The organism is Rhodovulum sp. P5 (genome assembly GCF_002079305.1).
Classification (GTDB): Bacteria; Pseudomonadota; Alphaproteobacteria; order Rhodobacterales; family Rhodobacteraceae; genus Rhodovulum.
This window is the reverse complement of the sequence record NZ_CP015039.1, coordinates 2,139,167-2,154,834: the sequence shown is the minus strand read 5'-3', so window position 1 is coordinate 2,154,834 and position 15,668 is coordinate 2,139,167. Positions and strand designations below refer to the sequence as shown.

Sequence of the window (15,668 nt, the reverse complement as noted above, 5' to 3'; positions counted from 1 at the left end):
CGGTTAGCCCTCCTGCGGCTATAGAGGAGGCGGCAAAGAAGGAGGCCAAGGATGGCCGCGACCGAAATGGAAGAGGCGGAAGAACCCGCCAAAAAGTCGAAAATGCCTTTGATTATAGGCGTTGTGCTGGCCCTCGTTCTGGGGGGCGGGGCGTTTTTCGCAATCTATTCCGGGATGATTCTCGGCGGCGGTCATGAAGAGACCGGCGAAGAAATGGCGCATGACGATGGACACGGAAATGCCGGCGGCCATGGCGATGGTCATGGGGAATCGAAGCTGCTCGATGTCGAGTTCGTCGAACTTGAAAAGCTGATCATATCGCTCGGGCCGAACGCGCACAGCAAGCACCTGCAGTTCCGCGCGCAGCTTGAAGTCCCGCCGGAGTACCGGGGGGATGTCGAACGCGTGACCCCGCGCATCCTTGATGTCCTCAACAGCTATCTCCGGGCGGTCGATGTGGCCGAACTGGAAAGGCCCACGGCCTTGATCACCCTGCGCGGCCAGATGTTGCGCCGGGTTCAACTTGTGACCGGGCCGGAGCGCGTGCGCGATCTGCTGGTCACCGAATTCGTTCTGAACTGAGGAAAGTTTCATGGCACTGATCGCAGACATGCTTTTGATCGCCGGAGCCCTTGGTGCGACGCTCTACTGTTTCGTTCTGGCCCGTCGCCTTCGCCGGTTCACCGATCTTGAAAAGGGCATGGGCGGCGCGATTGCCGTCCTGTCGGCCCAGGTTGACGACATGACCAAGGTGTTGAAAGGCGCGCAAAGCTCTGCCGTGCATTCAACAGACAGCCTGGCAACCCTGACCGACCGCGCCGAGGAGGTGTCCCGGCGACTGGAAATCATGCTGGCGGCGATGCATGACATGCCCGATGCCGACGACGCCCTGACCAAGGCGATGCAGGCCCCGCCGCGGCCCGCAGCCGCCCCGGCACCGGCGGCGGCGCCTGCCCCGGCGGCGCAACCCGCGCCGGTCGCCGCGTCCCCGGCAGATGAAACCGTCGTGCCGATCCCCACGGCCGAGGCCGCCCCCGCCGAATCGGCTGCTGAACCGGCCCAAACGGCCGAAGCGGACGCACCCGCGCAGGAGGGCATGCTGCTCTTCCGCCGTAATGTCAGGGAGGCCGCCCGATGAGCCGCCCGACGAAATCGAAGCCCAAGTCGAAGCCGAAAACCGCCAGCCGGGCCGTTCTGCCCGTCATCGCAGGTCTGTTCCTTGCCTCGGGCGTCGTGCGCCTTGGCGGAGGGACGGCGCAGGCCCTGACGGAGGAGTTGCGCCATCTCGACAAGGGGGCGCAATCCCATGCGGACGCAACGCATGGTGCGGGGGAAGCCCCCTGTCCACCGCCGCCCGAGATCGCCTCGGTGCTTGAGGCCCTGCAAAAGCGCGAAGCCGAGCTTGACCGGCGTGAGGCCTTCCTTGCCAACCGCGCCGCCACGCTGGAAATCTCCGGCGAGGAGATCGAGCGGCAGATGGCCGCCCTGCAAGCTGCCGAGGATTCGCTGAAGGCCACGCTGGCCCTGGCGGATGGCGCCGCCGAATCCGACGTCGCCCAGCTGACATCGGTCTACGAGAACATGAAGCCCGAACAGGCTGCGGCGGTCTTTGCCCAGATGGAACCGGGGTTTGCGGCCGGTTTTCTGGGCCGGATGCGGTCGGATTCCGCCGCGGCGATCCTTGCCGGGCTGGACCCCAACCTTGCCTATTCGATCAGCGTGATCCTTGCGGGGCGCAATGCACTCGCCCCCACGGAATGATCAGTCTTTTCTTAAGGCGGGCCTGACAATGTCGGGTCCAGAAGAAACCTATCGGAGCGTCGGACAATGATCGGGATAGTCGGGATCGTCATCATCTTCGCGATGGTATTCGGCGGCTACCTCCTCGCCGGGGGCAAGCTGGCGATCATCATCAAGTCGTTGCCCTATGAAATGATGATGATCGGCGGCGCGGCCGTCGGCGCCTTCGTGATCAGTAACGACGTGCCGGCGATCAAGCATACGCTGAAGGACATCGGGAAGGTGTTCAAGGGCCCGACATGGAAGCCCGAGGACTATCGCGATCTTCTGTGCCTGATGTTCGAACTGATCCGGATCGCGCGCCAGAACCCGCTGGACCTTGAAACGCATATCGAGGCGCCGGGCGATTCCCCGGTCTTCGGCCGGTATCCAAAGATTGCCGCCGATCACGAAGCCGTTGACCTTATTTGCGACACGTTGCGCGCCGCGGGCATGAACTATGACGACCCGCACCAGGTCGAGGAGGTTCTGGAAAAGCGGCTAGAGGCGCATATGCATCATTCGATGCACTCCTCCCACGCGCTGCAGACCGTGGCCGATGGCCTTCCCGCCCTTGGGATCGTGGCCGCCGTGCTTGGCGTTATCAAGACCATGGGGTCCATCGATCAGCCGCCCGAGGTTCTGGGCAAGATGATCGGCGGGGCGCTTGTCGGCACGTTCCTTGGGGTGTTCCTCGCCTATGGTCTGGTCGGCCCCTTCGCGGTCAAGCTGAAGGCCGCGGTGGAGGAAGACGCGCATTTCTACAACCTCATCCGCGAGGTTCTGGTCGCCAACCTGCACAACCATCCGCCCACCATTTGTATCGAGGTCGGCCGGCAGAACACGCCCGGCAGCCGCCGCCCGAGCTTCTCCGACCTTGAAGAGGCGCTCAAGGCCTCGAAACGGGAGGCCGCATGAGACGGATCGCAACTCTTGCGGTTCTTTCCCTCCTCCCGGCGCTGTCGGGTCATGCGCAGGAGGTGCGGATTCGCTCGGGGGAGCATCCCGAGTTTTCCCGCATCGTGTTCGAAACCCCCTCGGCCGAGGCCTGGTCGATGGGGCGCGGACCCGACGGATACCTCTTGCGGTTCGAAAACCGCGGTCTCGATTTCGATTTCGCCGGTGTGTTCGAAAAGATCCCCCGCGACCGCATCGCCGACATCCGGGAGATCGAACCGGGTCTTGTCGCCGTCGAGGTGGCGGATCGCGTCCATGGCGATGCCTTCGTTCTGCGCCCCGGACTTCTGGTTCTAGACGTGCGGACCGGACCGGCGCCGGCCGGATCGCCGTTCGAGGCGCCCCTGTCGTCTGACATGGCCCCCGAAGAGCCGTCCAATCCGCCCGTTGCAGCGGCCGAACCCGAAACCCAGCCGGTCGTGCCCGAGCCGCCCGACCCCCCGGTGGAGCGCGTGCAGGCCGATGGCCGGTTCTCCCTGCCGATCGTGACCGGCCACCGGTCGCCGCCGCCTGCTGTTGTCGGGGAATTCCTGACGCCCGAGGCCAAGGCCACCGTATCCGACCCCCGGTTGGCTGGCCTGAAAGCCGCCCTTCTGAAGGATATCAGCCGCGCGGCCGCACAGGGTCTTTTGGAACCTGCGGTCGACGCGGTCGACCCGCCTGAAACAGAACCGCAGCATGGCGGTGCAGCCGGCCACGGCCCGGAACCTGCCCATGCGGAAGAGCCTGCGGCCCATGAACCCGCCCATGGCGGGCATGCCGCGCAGGTCGGCCATGAAGAACCAACCCATGGCGGCGGCGGTCTTGCAGACCGGCCGAATGTCCGGATCGAGACCAGCATCGATCAGGGCCTGTCGATGGGCAAGGAGGGCGACCCCGTGACCTCCTCCGCCTCGGGGCACAGCTGCTTTCCCGACCGCTATTTCGACCTGGTCGGATGGGGGGCAGAGCGTCCGGCCGCGGAACTGATTGCAGAGCGGCGGGCAGACCTCACCGATATTCGCGACCAGAACTCGCCCGACGCCGTGCGGCGTCTGGTTCAGGCCTATCTGTCCCAGACGATGGGGGCCGAAGCCCGCGCCGTTCTCAGAGAGATCGGTCTTGAACACCCTGCCACGCCGGTCTGGGACGAACTGGCCGCGATAATGGACGAGGGGCAGGCCCGCAAGCCCGACTTGTTCGAAACGCAGCTTGGATGCCCCTCGCGCGTAGCGCTTTGGGCGGCGCTGGCCATGCCGGAACTGCCGCCGGACGAGTATATCGATACCTCGGCGATCCTGATGGCGTTTTCCGAACTGCCGCTGAACTTGCGGCGGTATCTGGGCCCGATCATCTCTGATCGGTTCCTGGAGGCGGGGGACGAACAGACCGCGCTGAACCTGCGCAATGCCATCATTCGCCTTGGCCCCGAGGCGGAGACCCATGAGCTGACCCTTGTCGAGGCGAAGCTGGAGCAGGTGCAGGGCCTTGACGAGGAAGCCGACGCCCGCATCGAAGAGGTTCTGTCGGACGGTGGGCTGGCCGCGGCCGATGCCCTTGCCCTTCAGCTTGAGACACAACTGGACAAGGGCGAGATCCCGACGATGGACGACATCGCCCTGGCCGAGGCGTTTGCCTTCGAACGTCGCGGGACGGAGTCTGGCGCGCACCTGATGGCCCTTGCCATTCGCGGGACCGGCAAGCATGTGGATTTCGAACGTGCCTTCGACCTGATGGTCGAGAACGACCTGGCGAACGACCCGGCGCTGGCGACCGAACTTGTCACCGGTTTGACCGCGGATGGATCGGACACGCAGTTCCTGAAGGCATCCTTCGACGGCATCCTGACCCGAGAGGATCTTCCGATCTCGGATGAAGCGCGGTTCGCGGTTGCCAGCCGTCTGGCGGATCTTGGATTTGCCGACCGTGCCGCAGAGCTGATGAACCGGGCGCCGCCGCGCGGCACGCCCGAAGAGCGCATGGTCCGCGCCCGTCTTGCCATTGCTATGGACCAGCCCGGCCAGGCCGTGCAGTTCCTTGGCGGGATGACGGGGGAAGAGGCTGACCGCCTGCGGGCAAAGGCGGCGCAGTTGCAGGACGACCTGCAGACCGCGGCGCAATACTACGGCGCCCTTGGCGACACCGGAAAGCAGGCCGATCTGGCATGGCGCGCGCGCGACTGGGACACGGTTGAAACGGCCGGTGGCGAAAGCCAGCGCAGTTTCGCAACCCTTCGGCGCGACGTGCCCCGCCCCACCGCCGATGCCGAGCCGAGCCTTGCGGAGGCCCGGGCGATCCTGAACGGCAGCACGACGATCCGGGCTCAGCTTGATACCCTGCTTGAAGGGGCGCGGGCGACCGACTGACGCCCCGCCGCCGTTCAGCCTTTATCAATGGCTGCGGCCTTAAGGTCTACGGGACGTTTACCAAAACCGGACTGGCCAGAATGGCGTATCCCGAACCGATTCCCACCCTGATTTCCGCTGCCGGGCGCTTGCGCCCGTCATCTTCATGGCCCGGCCGGGCGGCATTCCTGCCCGGTCTTGCGCCCCTTGAGCAGGAGGGCGCGTCGCCATGCCGAACCTGACGCTCAACGACCTCTTCCGCCCGACGATCCTACTGGCGCTGGCGCTGATGGCGGTCATCGTGATGATGATTCTGCCGATGCCCGCCTGGGTGCTGGATATCGGGCTGGCGGCCTCCTTCGCGCTGGCGATCCTGATCTTCACGGTCACGCTGTTTGTCGAACGGCCGCTGGATTTCTCGGCCTTTCCGACGGTCCTGTTGGCCGCGCTGATGCTGCGGCTGTCGCTCAACGTCTCTTCCACGAAGCTGATCATCGGGCAGGGCCATACCGGCACCGGGGCCGCCGGCGACGTGATCGAGGGATTCGCGATGTTCGTGATGGGCGGCAGCGTGTTCCTTGGCCTTGTCGTCTTCGGCGTGCTGATGATCGTCAACTTCATGGTCATCACCAAGGGCGCGGGCCGCATGGCCGAGGTCGGCGCGCGCTTTGCGCTGGACGGGATGCCGGGCAAGCAGCTTGCCATCGACAGCGACATGGCCGCCGGTGCGATCGACCATGCCGAAGCACGGCGCCGCCGCGAGACCGAACAGGCCGAGACGACCTTCTTCGGTTCGCTCGACGGTGCATCGAAATTCGTCAAGGGCGACGCGGTCGCGGGGTTGCTGATCACACTTCTGAACCTTGTCATGGGCCTTCTGATGGGGGTCCTTGTGCATGGCATGCCCATGGGGCAGGCACTGGAAACCTACGCGATCCTGACGGTGGGCGACGGGCTTGTCAGCCAGATCCCCGCGGTGATCATCTCCATCGCGTCGGCCTTGCTGCTGGCACGGGGCGGCGCGAACGGGACGGCCGATTTCGCGCTCTTTTCCCAGCTTGGCCGCCACCCCGCCGCGCTTGCAACCGTGGCCGTCCTTCTGGGGATGTTCGCGCTGGTGCCAGGCCTTCCCTTCCTGCCGTTCATGGCCGGGGCGCTCGCGCTGGGCACCGCGGCGTTCCTGCAGCGCAAGCGTCTTGATGAAGAAGCCCGCAAGCCCGTCGCGACAGATGAAGAGGGGGGCGAAAGCCAGCCGCAAAGCAAGCTTGGCGATCTGCTGGATCTGGATGACATCCATCTGGAATTTGCGCCCGACCTTGTCGGCATGGTGCTTGACCCCTCGACCGGGATCGAGGCGCGGATCACCTCGATGCGGCGGCATGTGGCCGAAAGCTACGGGTTGATCCTGCCCGAGATCCGATTGACCGATAACGGCGCCTTGCCCGCGGGGACCTATGTGATGCTGATCCAGGGGGTGGAACAGGCCCGGGACCAGTTGCGCCCCGACCGGGTTCTTGCCCTTCAGGCCGATGCCGCCGCCCTCCTGCCACCGGGAGAGGACGTGCGCGAACCGGTTTACGGTGCACCGGCCCGCTGGGTGGCGGCCGACCAGCGCGAGGATCTTGCCCTGCAGGGGGTGACGGTCGTCAACGCGTCCGAAGTGCTGGCGACTCATCTTCTGGAAGTGGTCAAGAGCAACTTTGCCCTGTTGCTGACGCACAAGGCGCTGCGCCGCCTGCTGGACGAGGTGATGGACCTGTCCGACACCGACCGCGCCGCCGCCAACCGCCGGATGATCGAGGAGCTGATGCCGGACAAGGTGCCGCCCGACCTGCTGCTGGCCGTATTGCGCCTGCTGCTGGAGGAACGGGTGTCGATCCGCAACCTGCCCCTGATCATGGAGGCCATCGCCGAGGCGCGCCCCGCCCATGCCGGGCCCGAGTCGATCTGCGAACATGTCCGCCGCCGGCTGGGCTTCCAGCTTGTCGCCGAACACCGGCGCGAGGACGGGACTCTGCCGCTCTTGCAGCTTTCGCCGGAATGGGAAGAGCGGTTCATCGCCTATCAGGTGCCCTCCGACCACGGGTCGGCCGACGTCGCTCTGCCCCCGGACGAGTTCAACCGCCTGGCCGGGGCCGTTTCGGAAAAGCTTGCCAAATCGGGCGAGGCGGGCGTCTTCCCGGTCATCGCGACATCGGGGCGCCGGCGCCGGTTCCTGCGCATGGCGCTGTCGGCCAAGGGGATTTCCGCCCCCGTGCTGTCGTTCGAGGAGATCGGGACGAATATCAGGCCCGCGCTTGTCGGCATGGTTGCCGCATGAATGCCGAACTGACGGCGCTGATCGAACTCTGGCGGCCGGTTCTGCTGGCCGCCTATCTTGTCTTTCTGCGGGTCGGTGCGGTCATGGCCATGTTGCCCGCCTTTGGCGAACGCGCGGTGCCGGTGCGCGTCCGTCTTGCGGTGGCGCTGGCCTTCACGCTGGTCATCACGCCCGCGGTCGTTTCGGCCTTTCCGGCCGTCGCCCCCCCTTTCCCGATCATGCTGGCCACCGAAACGGTGATCGGCCTGGCGCTTGGCCTTGTGCTGCGGATGATGATCATCGCTTTGCAGATGGCCGGTGAAATCGCGGCACAGGCAACATCGTTGTCGCAGCTTCTGGGTGCTGCGACCATGGACCCGCAGCCGGCGATGGGGCGGCTGATGATGACCGCCGGTCTTGCGCTTGCGGTGATGTCGGGCCTGCATGTGCGCGCGGCCGAGGCGATGATCCTGTCCTACGACTTCCTGCCCATGGGCCGTTTTCCCGACGCCCGCGTCCTGGCCGACTGGGGCGTGCTGCGGATTGCAAAGGGGTTCGGGCTGGCCGCCACGCTGGCGATGCCCTTTGTCATCGCCTCGCTGATCTACAACCTTGCGCTTGGCGTCATCAACAAGGCGATGCCCCAATTGATGGTGGCCTTTGTCGGTGCCCCGGCAATCACCGCCGGGGGGCTGATCCTGCTGTTCCTGTCGATGCCGCCGATGCTGATGCTGTGGCAGGGCCGCCTGCTTGAGCTGTTCGCGATGCCCTTCGGAGGCGGCTGATGAGCGGTGGCGGCGACACGGAAAATGACGACAAGCAATTCGAGCCGACACAAAAGAAGCTCGACGATGCGCGCAAGAAAGGCGAACTGGCCAAGTCGGTCGATCTGAACACGGCCGCCGCCTATGCCGGGTTTTCGCTGACGGCCTTCGCCTTCGGGGCGGGGAGCCTGACGGCGCTGGGCACCGTCGGTGCCGTGCTGCTGGGCCAGGCGGACCGGATCGCGCCGCTGATTTTGAACGGTCACGGCACGGCCCCTGTGGGCGGGCTGATCGCTCAGGTGGGTATTCCGATCCTGCCGTGGTTCGCGGTTCCCGGCCTGCTTGTCCTGCTGTCGGTCCTGGCCCAGCGCAGCCTTGTCGTAGCGCCCGAGCGGATCAAGCCCAAGCTCTCCCGCCTGTCGATCGTTCAGAACGCGAAGAACAAGTTCGGGCGCGGCGGTCTTTTCGAATTCGCGAAAAGCACGGTGAAGCTGACCCTCTATGCCGTCTTGCTGGGCGTCTATCTCAGCTATCACATCGAGGAGATGCTGGGCGTAATGCAATTGTCGCCCAACATGGCGGTTGCGCAACTGGTGCGCATGGCGGCGCAGTTCATGGTTGTTGCGGTCGCGATTGCCGGTGTGATGGGGGCCATCGACTATGTGTGGCAAGCGGCTGAACACCAGCGCAAGAACCGGATGTCGCATCAGGAAATGAAGGAAGAGGTCAAGCAGTCCGAAGGCGATCCGCAAATGAAACAGCAGCGGCGCCAGCGCGCCATGGATATCGCCACGAACCGCATGATCCAGGATGTCCCGACGGCCGACGTGGTGATCGTCAACCCCACGCATTACGCGGTTGCGCTGAAATGGAACCGAAACTCTCGCGGGGCACCGGTTTGCGTTGCCAAGGGCGTGGACGAGATCGCCGCGCGCATCCGCGAGGTCGCCGCCGAGGCCGGCGTGCCGATGCGCCGCGATCCGCCCACTGCCCGCGCGCTGCATGCCAGCGTCGAGATCGGGGAGGAAATCCGGCCCGAGCACTACCGCGCCGTGGCCGCCGCGATCCGCTTTGCCGAAGAGATGCGCACCCGCGCCGGAGCGAACCGATGAGCAAACCCGATGCCCGCCTGTTGCGGTTGGCCGATGTCGGCAGCGCCCTGAAGGAGGCCGCCCTTGCCCGCCTGCGCGCGGCGGCACAGGAATGCCGCCGGGTGGAGGCCGAGCTGGCCGCGCTGGATGCAGAGGCCCGCCGGGCCGCGGCCGACGACGACGTCGCGGTTCGCGCGATGCTGGAGGAACCCCGCGCCCGCCATCACCGGCTCCGGCGCAAGGCGCTGAATGCGGAACTGGCCCGGGCACGGGTCGAGGAAGCCAACGCAATTCGCGCGGCCACCCAAGCCTTTGGGCGTGACCGCGCGGTTCAGGGATTGATCGAACGGGCCCGCCTGCGATAGGCGGGCGCCCGGTCAGGTATCCTGACGGATGATATCGGTGACCAGGACGTCGTGGACGATCGGCCCGAGGATGGTTCGGGACGTTTCCAGCAACGCACGGCGCAAGAGCGTCATCGTGCCGCTTTCGGTGAAGGCACCGTCAAAGCCGCCGGCGTTGGAGTGATCGAACATCACCTGCAGAAAGGAGTCGCGCAGCCGAGGTTCTTTCGTGAAGACATCGCCGCCGCCGCCCGTCTCGACCTCAAGGCTGATCGACAGCACGACAAGCGCCGCGACCTTTTCGTCATGCACCACCGGGACGACGAACTGGTTGTTGAGCTTGACGAAGTCGGTGCCGCCCTCGTCGCCGTGCCCATCCCCATGTCCGCCGCCTTTGCCCTTGTCGCCATGGGCGTCGGCCTTGGCGGGCTTGGCATGGCCATCGTCGCCGTGCCCGTCATCGGCGGCATGTTCGTCCGCGGGGGCGGGCGCCGGGGCGGGCTTGAGCATGAACCCCGCCCCGGCCCCGATAAGAAGACCGACAACGGCGATGATGACCGGGAGTAGCTTGGCCATGATGTTTCCTCAGAACGGGCTTACGATATCAAGGATTTGCTGGCCGTAGGCCGGCTGCTGCATCTGGGTGATCTGGCCCCGTCCGCCATAGGAGATACGGGCCGACGCGATCTTGTCATAGGTGATCTCGTTCTGGCGCGAGATATCCTCGGGCCGGACATAGCCGGTCACGACCAGTTCGCGCAGTTCGAAGTTCACCCGGATTTCCTGTGTCCCCTCGATCTGGAACACACCGTTCTGCAGCACCTGGGTCACGGTCGCGGCGACCCGCAGCGTCAGCTTTTCCTTCCGCTTGATCGAGCCGTCGCCGCTGTGGCTGGTGTCGGCATTCGTATCGATCGCCGGATCCATGGTGGCGCCGGCCGGCAGCTTTTTCAGCATGTTCTGCGGCAGGCCAAGAAGCTGCGCAATGCCCATGCTCTTGCTGCCGCTGCGGCTGCGGTCGGTGGCGTTCGACATCTCGGCCTTTTCGTCCAGTTCGATGACGACGGTCAGGATGTCGCCGCGCTGTCCGGCACGCCGGTCGCCCAAAAGCGATTTCTTGCCCGCGGCCCAGAGCGAGGAGTTGTCGACGGGCCCGCGCCGCTCGACCTCGGGCGGAAGCGCCCCGGCGGCGTTCATCGCGTAATATTCGTTGGTGCCTGCGGTCGGCTTGAATGCCGGGGGCTTGCCGACTTCTTTCAGGTCGGCGCATCCGGCGGGGAACAGCACGACGGCGGTCAGGGCTGCGGCGATGATCGGCTTCATGGGCCTACTGGCTCCTCAGTGTTTCAGGGTCGTGCCGACGGAAACCGTTCCGTCTTCCGACACATATCCGTTGACGGTCTTGCGGGAGGCCAGGTTCATCACGCGAACCATGTCGCCGACCCCGGCACGTTCCAGGGCGCGGCCCTCGGCCGCGATGGTCAGGCCCCGCCCGGCATAAAGGACGGTCACGATCTGGTTGCGTTCGATGATCGCCGGCGGTCCGATATCGCCGGCCCGGATCGGACGGCCTGCGTAAAGGTTCACCCGGGCCTCCTGCCCGATTGCGTCGGCCTGTTCGACAAGCGCGCCCGGCGTCGTCCCCTCGACCAGGGCCACATCGTCGGGGCCGAGGATCGTCATCCCGCGGATCATGCGGGTGGCGACGACCATCTCGGCCGAAACCGGCTGGGCCGTCGCCATCAGGGCAAGCAGGGCGAGCGCTTTCATCACCGGACCTGCGTCGTCGCACCAAGCATCTGGTCGGCGGCAGAGATCACCTTGGCATTCAGTTCGTAGCCGCGCTGGGCCTCGATCAGTTCGGTGATCTCGCGCACGGCATCGACCGAGCTGTCTTCGAGATAGCCGTGCCGCAGCGTACCGAACCCGTTGTCGCCCGGCGTGCTGGTGATCGGGCCGCCAGAGGCCGCGGTCTGGAGGAACAGGTTCGACCCCAGGGCCTCTAGCCCCTTCTCGTTCGAGAACACCGTCAGGTCGAACTGGCCCAGAAGTTGCGGATCGACCTGGTTCGAGAAATAGGCGTAGATCTCCCCCTCGGAGTTGATCGAAATGCTGCTGGCATCGTCGGGGATGGTGATGTCGGGCGAGACGGGATAGCCGTCGGCGGTGACGATCAGGCCGTCGCCGCTGCGTTTCAGGGCGCCGTCCCGGGTATAGGCGGTGTCGCCCGAGGGCAGCGTGACGGACAGATAACCCTTGCCCTCGATGGCGACATCCAGATCGCCGCCGGTCTGCGACAGGGAGCCTTGCGACACCTGCACCGTGATCGACGAGGGGCGGACGCCAAGCCCAAGCTGGATGCCGGTCGGCAAGGTGGTGCCGTCCGCGGCGTTGATCGTGCCGGCGCGCGTGACCTGCTGATAGTGCAGGTCGGCGAATTCGGCCCGGCGTGCGTTGTAGCCGGTGGTGTTCATGTTGGCGAGGTTGTTGGAAATGGTCTCGACCCGCATCTGCTGGGCCGACATCCCGGTGGCGGCGATCTTCAGGGCGCGCATGGGCTATCCTTTCTGGCTAGTTGCTGCCGGCGAGGGTGCGCACGGCGGAACTGATGCGGTCATGTTCCCGGTCGAGGAAGTTCTGGCCCATCTCGTAAGTGCGCTGCACTTCGATCATCCGGGCGATTTCCGAAATCGGATCGACGTTGGAGCCTTCGACGAACCCCTGCACGATGGTGCCGTTCAACAGCGGTTCGGTCGCGCCGCCGGGGTCGAGCATCGTGCCCGCCACGGAGGACAGCGCGTTGGGGTCGGCCGGCGTGAACAGGCCGATCTGGGTCAGGGGCTGTCCATCGGCCGACAGCGTCCCGTCGGCGGCGACGGCGATGTTATTGGCCTCGGCGGGAATGAACACGGGGGCGCCGCCTGCGTCCAGAACCCTGTAGCCTTCCGGGGTGACAAGATCGCCCTCGCCATTGGGCGTGAAGCTGCCGGCCCGTGTCAGGCGCGGGCCGTTCGGCGTCTCGACCTGGAAGAAGCCTTCGCCCTCGATCGCGAAGTCGAACTGGCTGCCGGTATGGGTCAGGGGCGCGGCGGTCAGGTCGATCTGGCGGGCATGGGCACGCGCCATCGACAGCGACTCGCCCTCACCCTCTGCGGCGAGGACGTATTCAGAGAAGATCACGCCTTCCCGCCGAAACCCGGTGGTCGTGGCGTTGGCGATGTTGTTGGCGACGCTTTGCATCTCGCGCAGCAAGCCCGACTGGCGCGACAGCGTGGTATAGCCCGTGCTCGACATGGTTCAGATCCCTGCGATCATGGGCACGATTTGCCCGGTGAAAAAGCTGGACAGCGTTTCGGCCATGAAGCCCATCGACATCCAATAGACGATGACGATGGCGGCCAGCTTTGGCACGAAGGTCAGCGTCATCTCCTGGATCGACGTCAGGGCCTGGAACAGGCCGATGGTCACACCGGTGACCAGCGCGGCCACGAGGATCGGCAGCGAGATGATCACCGCGATCCAGAGACCCTGCCGGAGCGTGTCGTAGAAGATGACCTCATCCATGGCGTCAGACCGGCATCCGCAGGATTTCCTGATAGGCCTCGACCACCTTGTCACGCACGGTGACGGCGGTTTCGATCGCCAGTTCGGTCTGTGCCAGGGCCTGCACCAGTGCATGCGGGTCGGCCGAACCCGACATGGCAGAGATCGCCGTCTGCTCGCCCGTTTCCATCGTCTGCGCAAAGTTCCGCGCGAGGTTGACGAAGGCGTTCTCCGGCGTGTCTGTCCGGACTTCCGGCTGGGTTGCCGGCCGCGCCGAGGCATAGCCATGGGCGGCAAAAGTGGATCCGATTTCCATTTCTCTGTCTCCTAACGGCGTAGCAGTTCAAGCAGGCCCTGCGTCATCTTGCGGGCCTGGTCGAACATCTTGAGGTTGGCTTCGTAACTGCGCTGCGCTTCGCGCGCGTCGGCGATCTCGATCATGAGATCGACATTCGACCCGTCGTAATAGCCGTCTTCATTGGCCATCGGATGGGCGGGATCGAAAATCTGTTTCGGTTCGGTCTGATCCAGATAGACCGGGCCGGTCTCGACTTCGCCCGCAAGGCCATCGGCGTTGAACGCGACATTGAAGGGCGTGATCTTGCGGTGATAGCCGGGCGTGTCGACGTTGGAGATATTCTCCGACACGTGGCGCAGGCGGGTGGCCTGTGCTTTCAGGCCGCTGGCCGACAGGCCGAAGGTTTCGCTGAGGTCGTACATCGTCTAATCCTTTCGCCTACCGGCCCCGGCCGAGGCTGGTGCGCAGAATGCCCATCGAGCTGTGATAGACAGCCAGTGCCATGTCGTGCTGACGCTTGGTTTCGGCGGCCTTGACCATTTCGCTTTCGAGGGAAACGCTGTTGCCGTTGGGGTCGACATCGCCTTCCGAATCGAACAATTCGATGTTTTGGCCAAGGCTGTCGCCAGCGGAAAAATGATTGGCCCGCGTCGTGCGCAGGCTCAGCCCTTCATCCGATTTGGAGTAGAATTCCGAGAAGCCGTCGATGTCCTTGGCGCGAAAGCCAGGCGTGTCGGCATTTGCCACATTGCGTGCAATGACAGTTTGACGATGGCCGGCATGCTCTGCCAAACCATGTGCCATGCGTAGTATTTCAAGTTCTTTGAACATCGGGGCTTCTCCCTCGGTTTCAACCAATGCTTAAGTGCGATTCCTTTAGAAACGGTAAGTGATAAACCGGCCGGAGAATCCGTATGCCTGACAGTCCTTTCGCCGCCCTCTTGCGCCGTATCGCGGCCCTGTCTCCGATTCGGCCGCTGGGGCGTGTGGTGGCCGCGGGCAGCGGGACGGTTACCGTGGCGGGTCTGGCAGAGGCCGCGGGGCTTGGCGATCTGGTCGAAATTCGCCACGGTCGCGGGACAAGACGGCGGGGCGAGGTTCTGGCCCTGTCCCATGACACCATCACCGTCTTGCCCGACGGCACGCCTGAGGGGCTGTCGGTCGGTGACCGGGTGGTGCTTCTGGGCCCGGGTGAGATTGCACCCCATCCCGGCTGGCTCGGCCGTGTTGTCGATCCGTTCGGCAAGCCGCTGGACGGACGGCCGCTGATGCCCGGCATGGTGCCGCGTCCTCTGCGCGCCCCGCCGCCCCCGGCCACGCAACGGCGCCCGCTGGGGGAACGGCTGGCGACGGGGCTTGCGGCCTTCGACACGCTTCTGCCGCTTGTCCGGGGCAGCGTATCGGGTTGTTCGCGGGTTCCGGCGTTGGCAAGTCGACGCTTCTGGCCAAGCTTGCGCGCGGTGTGCAGGCCGACATGGCGGTGATCGCACTGGTGGGTGAGCGCGGGCGCGAGGTCGGCGAATTCGTGACCAAGGTACTGGGGCCGGAGGGCATGGCCCGGTCGGTCGTGGTGGCCGCCACCTCGGACCAGTCGCCTATGGTGCGCCGGCGTGCGGCCTGGGCGGCGATGGCCGTGGCCGAGCATTTCCGGGACGAGGGCAAGCATGTGCTGTTTCTGGCCGACTCCGTCACCCGGTTTGCCGAGGCGCATCGCGAACTGGCGCTCGCCGCGTCCGAGACCGCAGCACTGCGGGGCTATCCGCCCTCCACCGCGCAGGCGATCATGTCGCTTGCCGAACGCGCCGGGCCCGGCTGCGACGGGGCGGGTGACATCACGGCCGTCTTCTCGGTTCTGGTCGCGGGGTCGGACATGGAAGAGCCCGTGGCAGACATCCTGCGCGGTGTGCTGGACGGCCATGTCGTCTTGGACCGCCGCATTGCCGAACGCGGGCGGTTCCCGGCGGTCGATCTGTTGCGGTCGGTGTCGCGCAGCCTGCCAGAGGCCGCAACGGGCCCCGAGAACGCCATGATCTCGCAGGCGCGGCGGCTCTTGGGCGCCTATGACCGGGCGGAGATGATGATCCAGGCAGGGCTTTATGCCGCCGGGTCGGACCCCGAGATCGACGCGGCCATCGCGGTCTGGAACCGGCTTGATGCCTTCCTGGCCGAGGATTCCCCCGGCGGCGTTGGTGAGAGCTTTGCGCGCCTTGCCTCGGTGCTCAAGGCATCGGGGCAAGATGTCGTAAAGGCGGCCGAGGCGGGCTGATCC

Annotated in this window: 18 protein-coding genes and 1 pseudogene; 10 read left to right on the top strand and 9 right to left on the bottom strand. The window is 65.5% G+C overall.

Features of this window, described 5'->3' with window-relative positions:
• Window positions 1-51 precede the first annotated feature (51 nt).
• From fliL to RGUI_RS10490, 9 genes are all read left to right on the top strand, one after another.
• Window positions 52-582, top strand: coding sequence for a flagellar basal body-associated protein FliL (fliL, locus tag RGUI_RS10530; protein WP_081533022.1), 531 nt, complete (start codon window positions 52-54; stop codon window positions 580-582).
• Window positions 583-592: 10 nt separating this feature from the next.
• Window positions 593-1,138 carry a hypothetical protein gene (locus tag RGUI_RS22520; RefSeq protein WP_081533021.1) on the top strand — a complete coding sequence of 182 codons (546 nt, stop codon included), beginning with the start codon at window positions 593-595 and terminating at the stop codon, window positions 1,136-1,138.
• Window positions 1,135-1,761: a MotE family protein gene (locus RGUI_RS10520; protein ID WP_081533020.1), complete on the top strand. Its 627-nt coding sequence runs from the start codon at window positions 1,135-1,137 to the stop codon at window positions 1,759-1,761. The genes RGUI_RS22520 and RGUI_RS10520 overlap by 4 nt, the downstream gene beginning before the upstream one ends.
• Window positions 1,762-1,827: 66 nt before the next feature.
• Window positions 1,828-2,697, top strand: a complete 870-nt coding sequence (gene motA, locus RGUI_RS10515) for a flagellar motor stator protein MotA (RefSeq protein WP_081533019.1) — start codon at window positions 1,828-1,830, stop codon at window positions 2,695-2,697.
• The gene (locus RGUI_RS10510; protein WP_081533018.1) at window positions 2,694-5,081 is read left to right on the top strand and encodes a hypothetical protein; all 2,388 of its coding nucleotides are present in this window, start codon (window positions 2,694-2,696) and stop codon (window positions 5,079-5,081) included. Before motA ends, RGUI_RS10510 begins: the two co-directional genes overlap by 4 nt.
• 208 nt (window positions 5,082-5,289) lie before the next feature.
• Window positions 5,290-7,380 (top strand): flagellar biosynthesis protein FlhA, encoded by a 2,091-nt coding sequence (gene flhA, locus RGUI_RS10505; RefSeq protein WP_081533017.1) that lies wholly within the window; start codon window positions 5,290-5,292, stop codon window positions 7,378-7,380.
• Window positions 7,377-8,144 carry a flagellar biosynthetic protein FliR gene (locus RGUI_RS10500; RefSeq protein ID WP_172841124.1) on the top strand — a complete coding sequence of 256 codons (768 nt, stop codon included), beginning with the start codon at window positions 7,377-7,379 and terminating at the stop codon, window positions 8,142-8,144. The genes flhA and RGUI_RS10500 overlap by 4 nt, the downstream gene beginning before the upstream one ends.
• Window positions 8,144-9,235 (top strand): flagellar biosynthesis protein FlhB, encoded by a 1,092-nt coding sequence (locus RGUI_RS10495; RefSeq protein WP_081533016.1) that lies wholly within the window; start codon window positions 8,144-8,146, stop codon window positions 9,233-9,235. The genes RGUI_RS10500 and RGUI_RS10495 overlap by 1 nt, the downstream gene beginning before the upstream one ends.
• Window positions 9,232-9,579: a hypothetical protein gene (locus tag RGUI_RS10490; protein WP_081533015.1), complete on the top strand. Its 348-nt coding sequence runs from the start codon at window positions 9,232-9,234 to the stop codon at window positions 9,577-9,579. Before RGUI_RS10495 ends, RGUI_RS10490 begins: the two co-directional genes overlap by 4 nt.
• Before the next feature lie 12 nt (window positions 9,580-9,591).
• Here RGUI_RS10490 and RGUI_RS10485 read toward each other — a convergent pair whose 3' ends face one another.
• Genes RGUI_RS10485 through RGUI_RS10445 form a run of 9 tightly spaced genes read right to left on the bottom strand, consistent with a single transcriptional unit; the run spans window position 9,592 to window position 14,230 of the window.
• The gene (locus RGUI_RS10485) at window positions 9,592-10,134 is read right to left on the bottom strand and encodes a flagellar basal body-associated FliL family protein (protein WP_156882936.1); all 543 of its coding nucleotides are present in this window, start codon (window positions 10,132-10,134) and stop codon (window positions 9,592-9,594) included.
• Between the two features lie 9 nt (window positions 10,135-10,143).
• Window positions 10,144-10,881, bottom strand: a complete 738-nt coding sequence (flgH, locus tag RGUI_RS10480; RefSeq protein WP_081533013.1) for a flagellar basal body L-ring protein FlgH — start codon at window positions 10,879-10,881, stop codon at window positions 10,144-10,146.
• A gap of 15 nt (window positions 10,882-10,896) precedes the next feature.
• Window positions 10,897-11,328: a flagellar basal body P-ring formation chaperone FlgA gene (gene flgA, locus RGUI_RS10475; RefSeq protein ID WP_081533012.1), complete on the bottom strand. Its 432-nt coding sequence runs from the start codon at window positions 11,326-11,328 to the stop codon at window positions 10,897-10,899.
• Window positions 11,328-12,113 (bottom strand): flagellar basal-body rod protein FlgG, encoded by a 786-nt coding sequence (flgG, locus tag RGUI_RS10470; RefSeq protein WP_081533011.1) that lies wholly within the window; start codon window positions 12,111-12,113, stop codon window positions 11,328-11,330. Before flgG ends, flgA begins: the two co-directional genes overlap by 1 nt.
• 16 nt (window positions 12,114-12,129) lie before the next feature.
• The gene (locus tag RGUI_RS10465) at window positions 12,130-12,852 is read right to left on the bottom strand and encodes a flagellar hook-basal body complex protein (protein ID WP_081533010.1); all 723 of its coding nucleotides are present in this window, start codon (window positions 12,850-12,852) and stop codon (window positions 12,130-12,132) included.
• A 3-nt stretch (window positions 12,853-12,855) separates the two neighbouring features.
• Window positions 12,856-13,122, bottom strand: a complete 267-nt coding sequence (locus RGUI_RS10460; RefSeq protein ID WP_081533009.1) for a flagellar biosynthetic protein FliQ — start codon at window positions 13,120-13,122, stop codon at window positions 12,856-12,858.
• Window positions 13,123-13,126: 4 nt separating this feature from the next.
• Window positions 13,127-13,417: a flagellar hook-basal body complex protein FliE gene (fliE, locus tag RGUI_RS10455; protein WP_081533008.1), complete on the bottom strand. Its 291-nt coding sequence runs from the start codon at window positions 13,415-13,417 to the stop codon at window positions 13,127-13,129.
• 11 nt (window positions 13,418-13,428) lie between these two features.
• On the bottom strand, window positions 13,429-13,821 hold the full coding sequence (flgC, locus tag RGUI_RS10450) for a flagellar basal body rod protein FlgC (RefSeq protein WP_081533007.1): 393 nt from the start codon (window positions 13,819-13,821) through the stop codon (window positions 13,429-13,431).
• A gap of 16 nt (window positions 13,822-13,837) precedes the next feature.
• Window positions 13,838-14,230 (bottom strand): FlgB family protein, encoded by a 393-nt coding sequence (locus tag RGUI_RS10445; RefSeq protein WP_081536051.1) that lies wholly within the window; start codon window positions 14,228-14,230, stop codon window positions 13,838-13,840.
• An 83-nt stretch (window positions 14,231-14,313) separates the two neighbouring features.
• Here RGUI_RS10445 and RGUI_RS10440 point away from each other — a divergent pair.
• A pseudogene (locus RGUI_RS10440) lies at window positions 14,314-15,665 on the top strand (FliI/YscN family ATPase).
• The last annotated feature ends 3 nt before the right edge of the window (window positions 15,666-15,668 follow it).

Excerpts from the sequence above, each read along its gene's own strand:
- fliL (WP_081533022.1), top strand. The coding sequence starts at position 52 with ATGGCCGCGACCGAAATGGAAGAGGCGGAAGAACCCGCCAAAAAGTCG.
- RGUI_RS22520 (WP_081533021.1), top strand. The coding sequence starts at position 593 with ATGGCACTGATCGCAGACATGCTTTTGATCGCCGGAGCCCTTGGTGCG.
- RGUI_RS10520 (WP_081533020.1), top strand. The coding sequence starts at position 1,135 with ATGAGCCGCCCGACGAAATCGAAGCCCAAGTCGAAGCCGAAAACCGCC.
- motA (WP_081533019.1), top strand. The coding sequence starts at position 1,828 with ATGATCGGGATAGTCGGGATCGTCATCATCTTCGCGATGGTATTCGGC.
- RGUI_RS10510 (WP_081533018.1), top strand. The coding sequence starts at position 2,694 with ATGAGACGGATCGCAACTCTTGCGGTTCTTTCCCTCCTCCCGGCGCTG.
- flhA (WP_081533017.1), top strand. The coding sequence starts at position 5,290 with ATGCCGAACCTGACGCTCAACGACCTCTTCCGCCCGACGATCCTACTG.
- RGUI_RS10500 (WP_172841124.1), top strand. The coding sequence starts at position 7,377 with ATGAATGCCGAACTGACGGCGCTGATCGAACTCTGGCGGCCGGTTCTG.
- RGUI_RS10495 (WP_081533016.1), top strand. The coding sequence starts at position 8,144 with ATGAGCGGTGGCGGCGACACGGAAAATGACGACAAGCAATTCGAGCCG.
- RGUI_RS10490 (WP_081533015.1), top strand. The coding sequence starts at position 9,232 with ATGAGCAAACCCGATGCCCGCCTGTTGCGGTTGGCCGATGTCGGCAGC.
- RGUI_RS10485 (WP_156882936.1), bottom strand. The coding sequence starts at position 10,134 with ATGGCCAAGCTACTCCCGGTCATCATCGCCGTTGTCGGTCTTCTTATC.
- flgH (WP_081533013.1), bottom strand. The coding sequence starts at position 10,881 with ATGAAGCCGATCATCGCCGCAGCCCTGACCGCCGTCGTGCTGTTCCCC.
- flgA (WP_081533012.1), bottom strand. The coding sequence starts at position 11,328 with ATGAAAGCGCTCGCCCTGCTTGCCCTGATGGCGACGGCCCAGCCGGTT.
- flgG (WP_081533011.1), bottom strand. The coding sequence starts at position 12,113 with ATGCGCGCCCTGAAGATCGCCGCCACCGGGATGTCGGCCCAGCAGATG.
- RGUI_RS10465 (WP_081533010.1), bottom strand. The coding sequence starts at position 12,852 with ATGTCGAGCACGGGCTATACCACGCTGTCGCGCCAGTCGGGCTTGCTG.
- RGUI_RS10460 (WP_081533009.1), bottom strand. The coding sequence starts at position 13,122 with ATGGATGAGGTCATCTTCTACGACACGCTCCGGCAGGGTCTCTGGATC.
- fliE (WP_081533008.1), bottom strand. The coding sequence starts at position 13,417 with ATGGAAATCGGATCCACTTTTGCCGCCCATGGCTATGCCTCGGCGCGG.
- flgC (WP_081533007.1), bottom strand. The coding sequence starts at position 13,821 with ATGTACGACCTCAGCGAAACCTTCGGCCTGTCGGCCAGCGGCCTGAAA.
- RGUI_RS10445 (WP_081536051.1), bottom strand. The coding sequence starts at position 14,230 with ATGTTCAAAGAACTTGAAATACTACGCATGGCACATGGTTTGGCAGAG.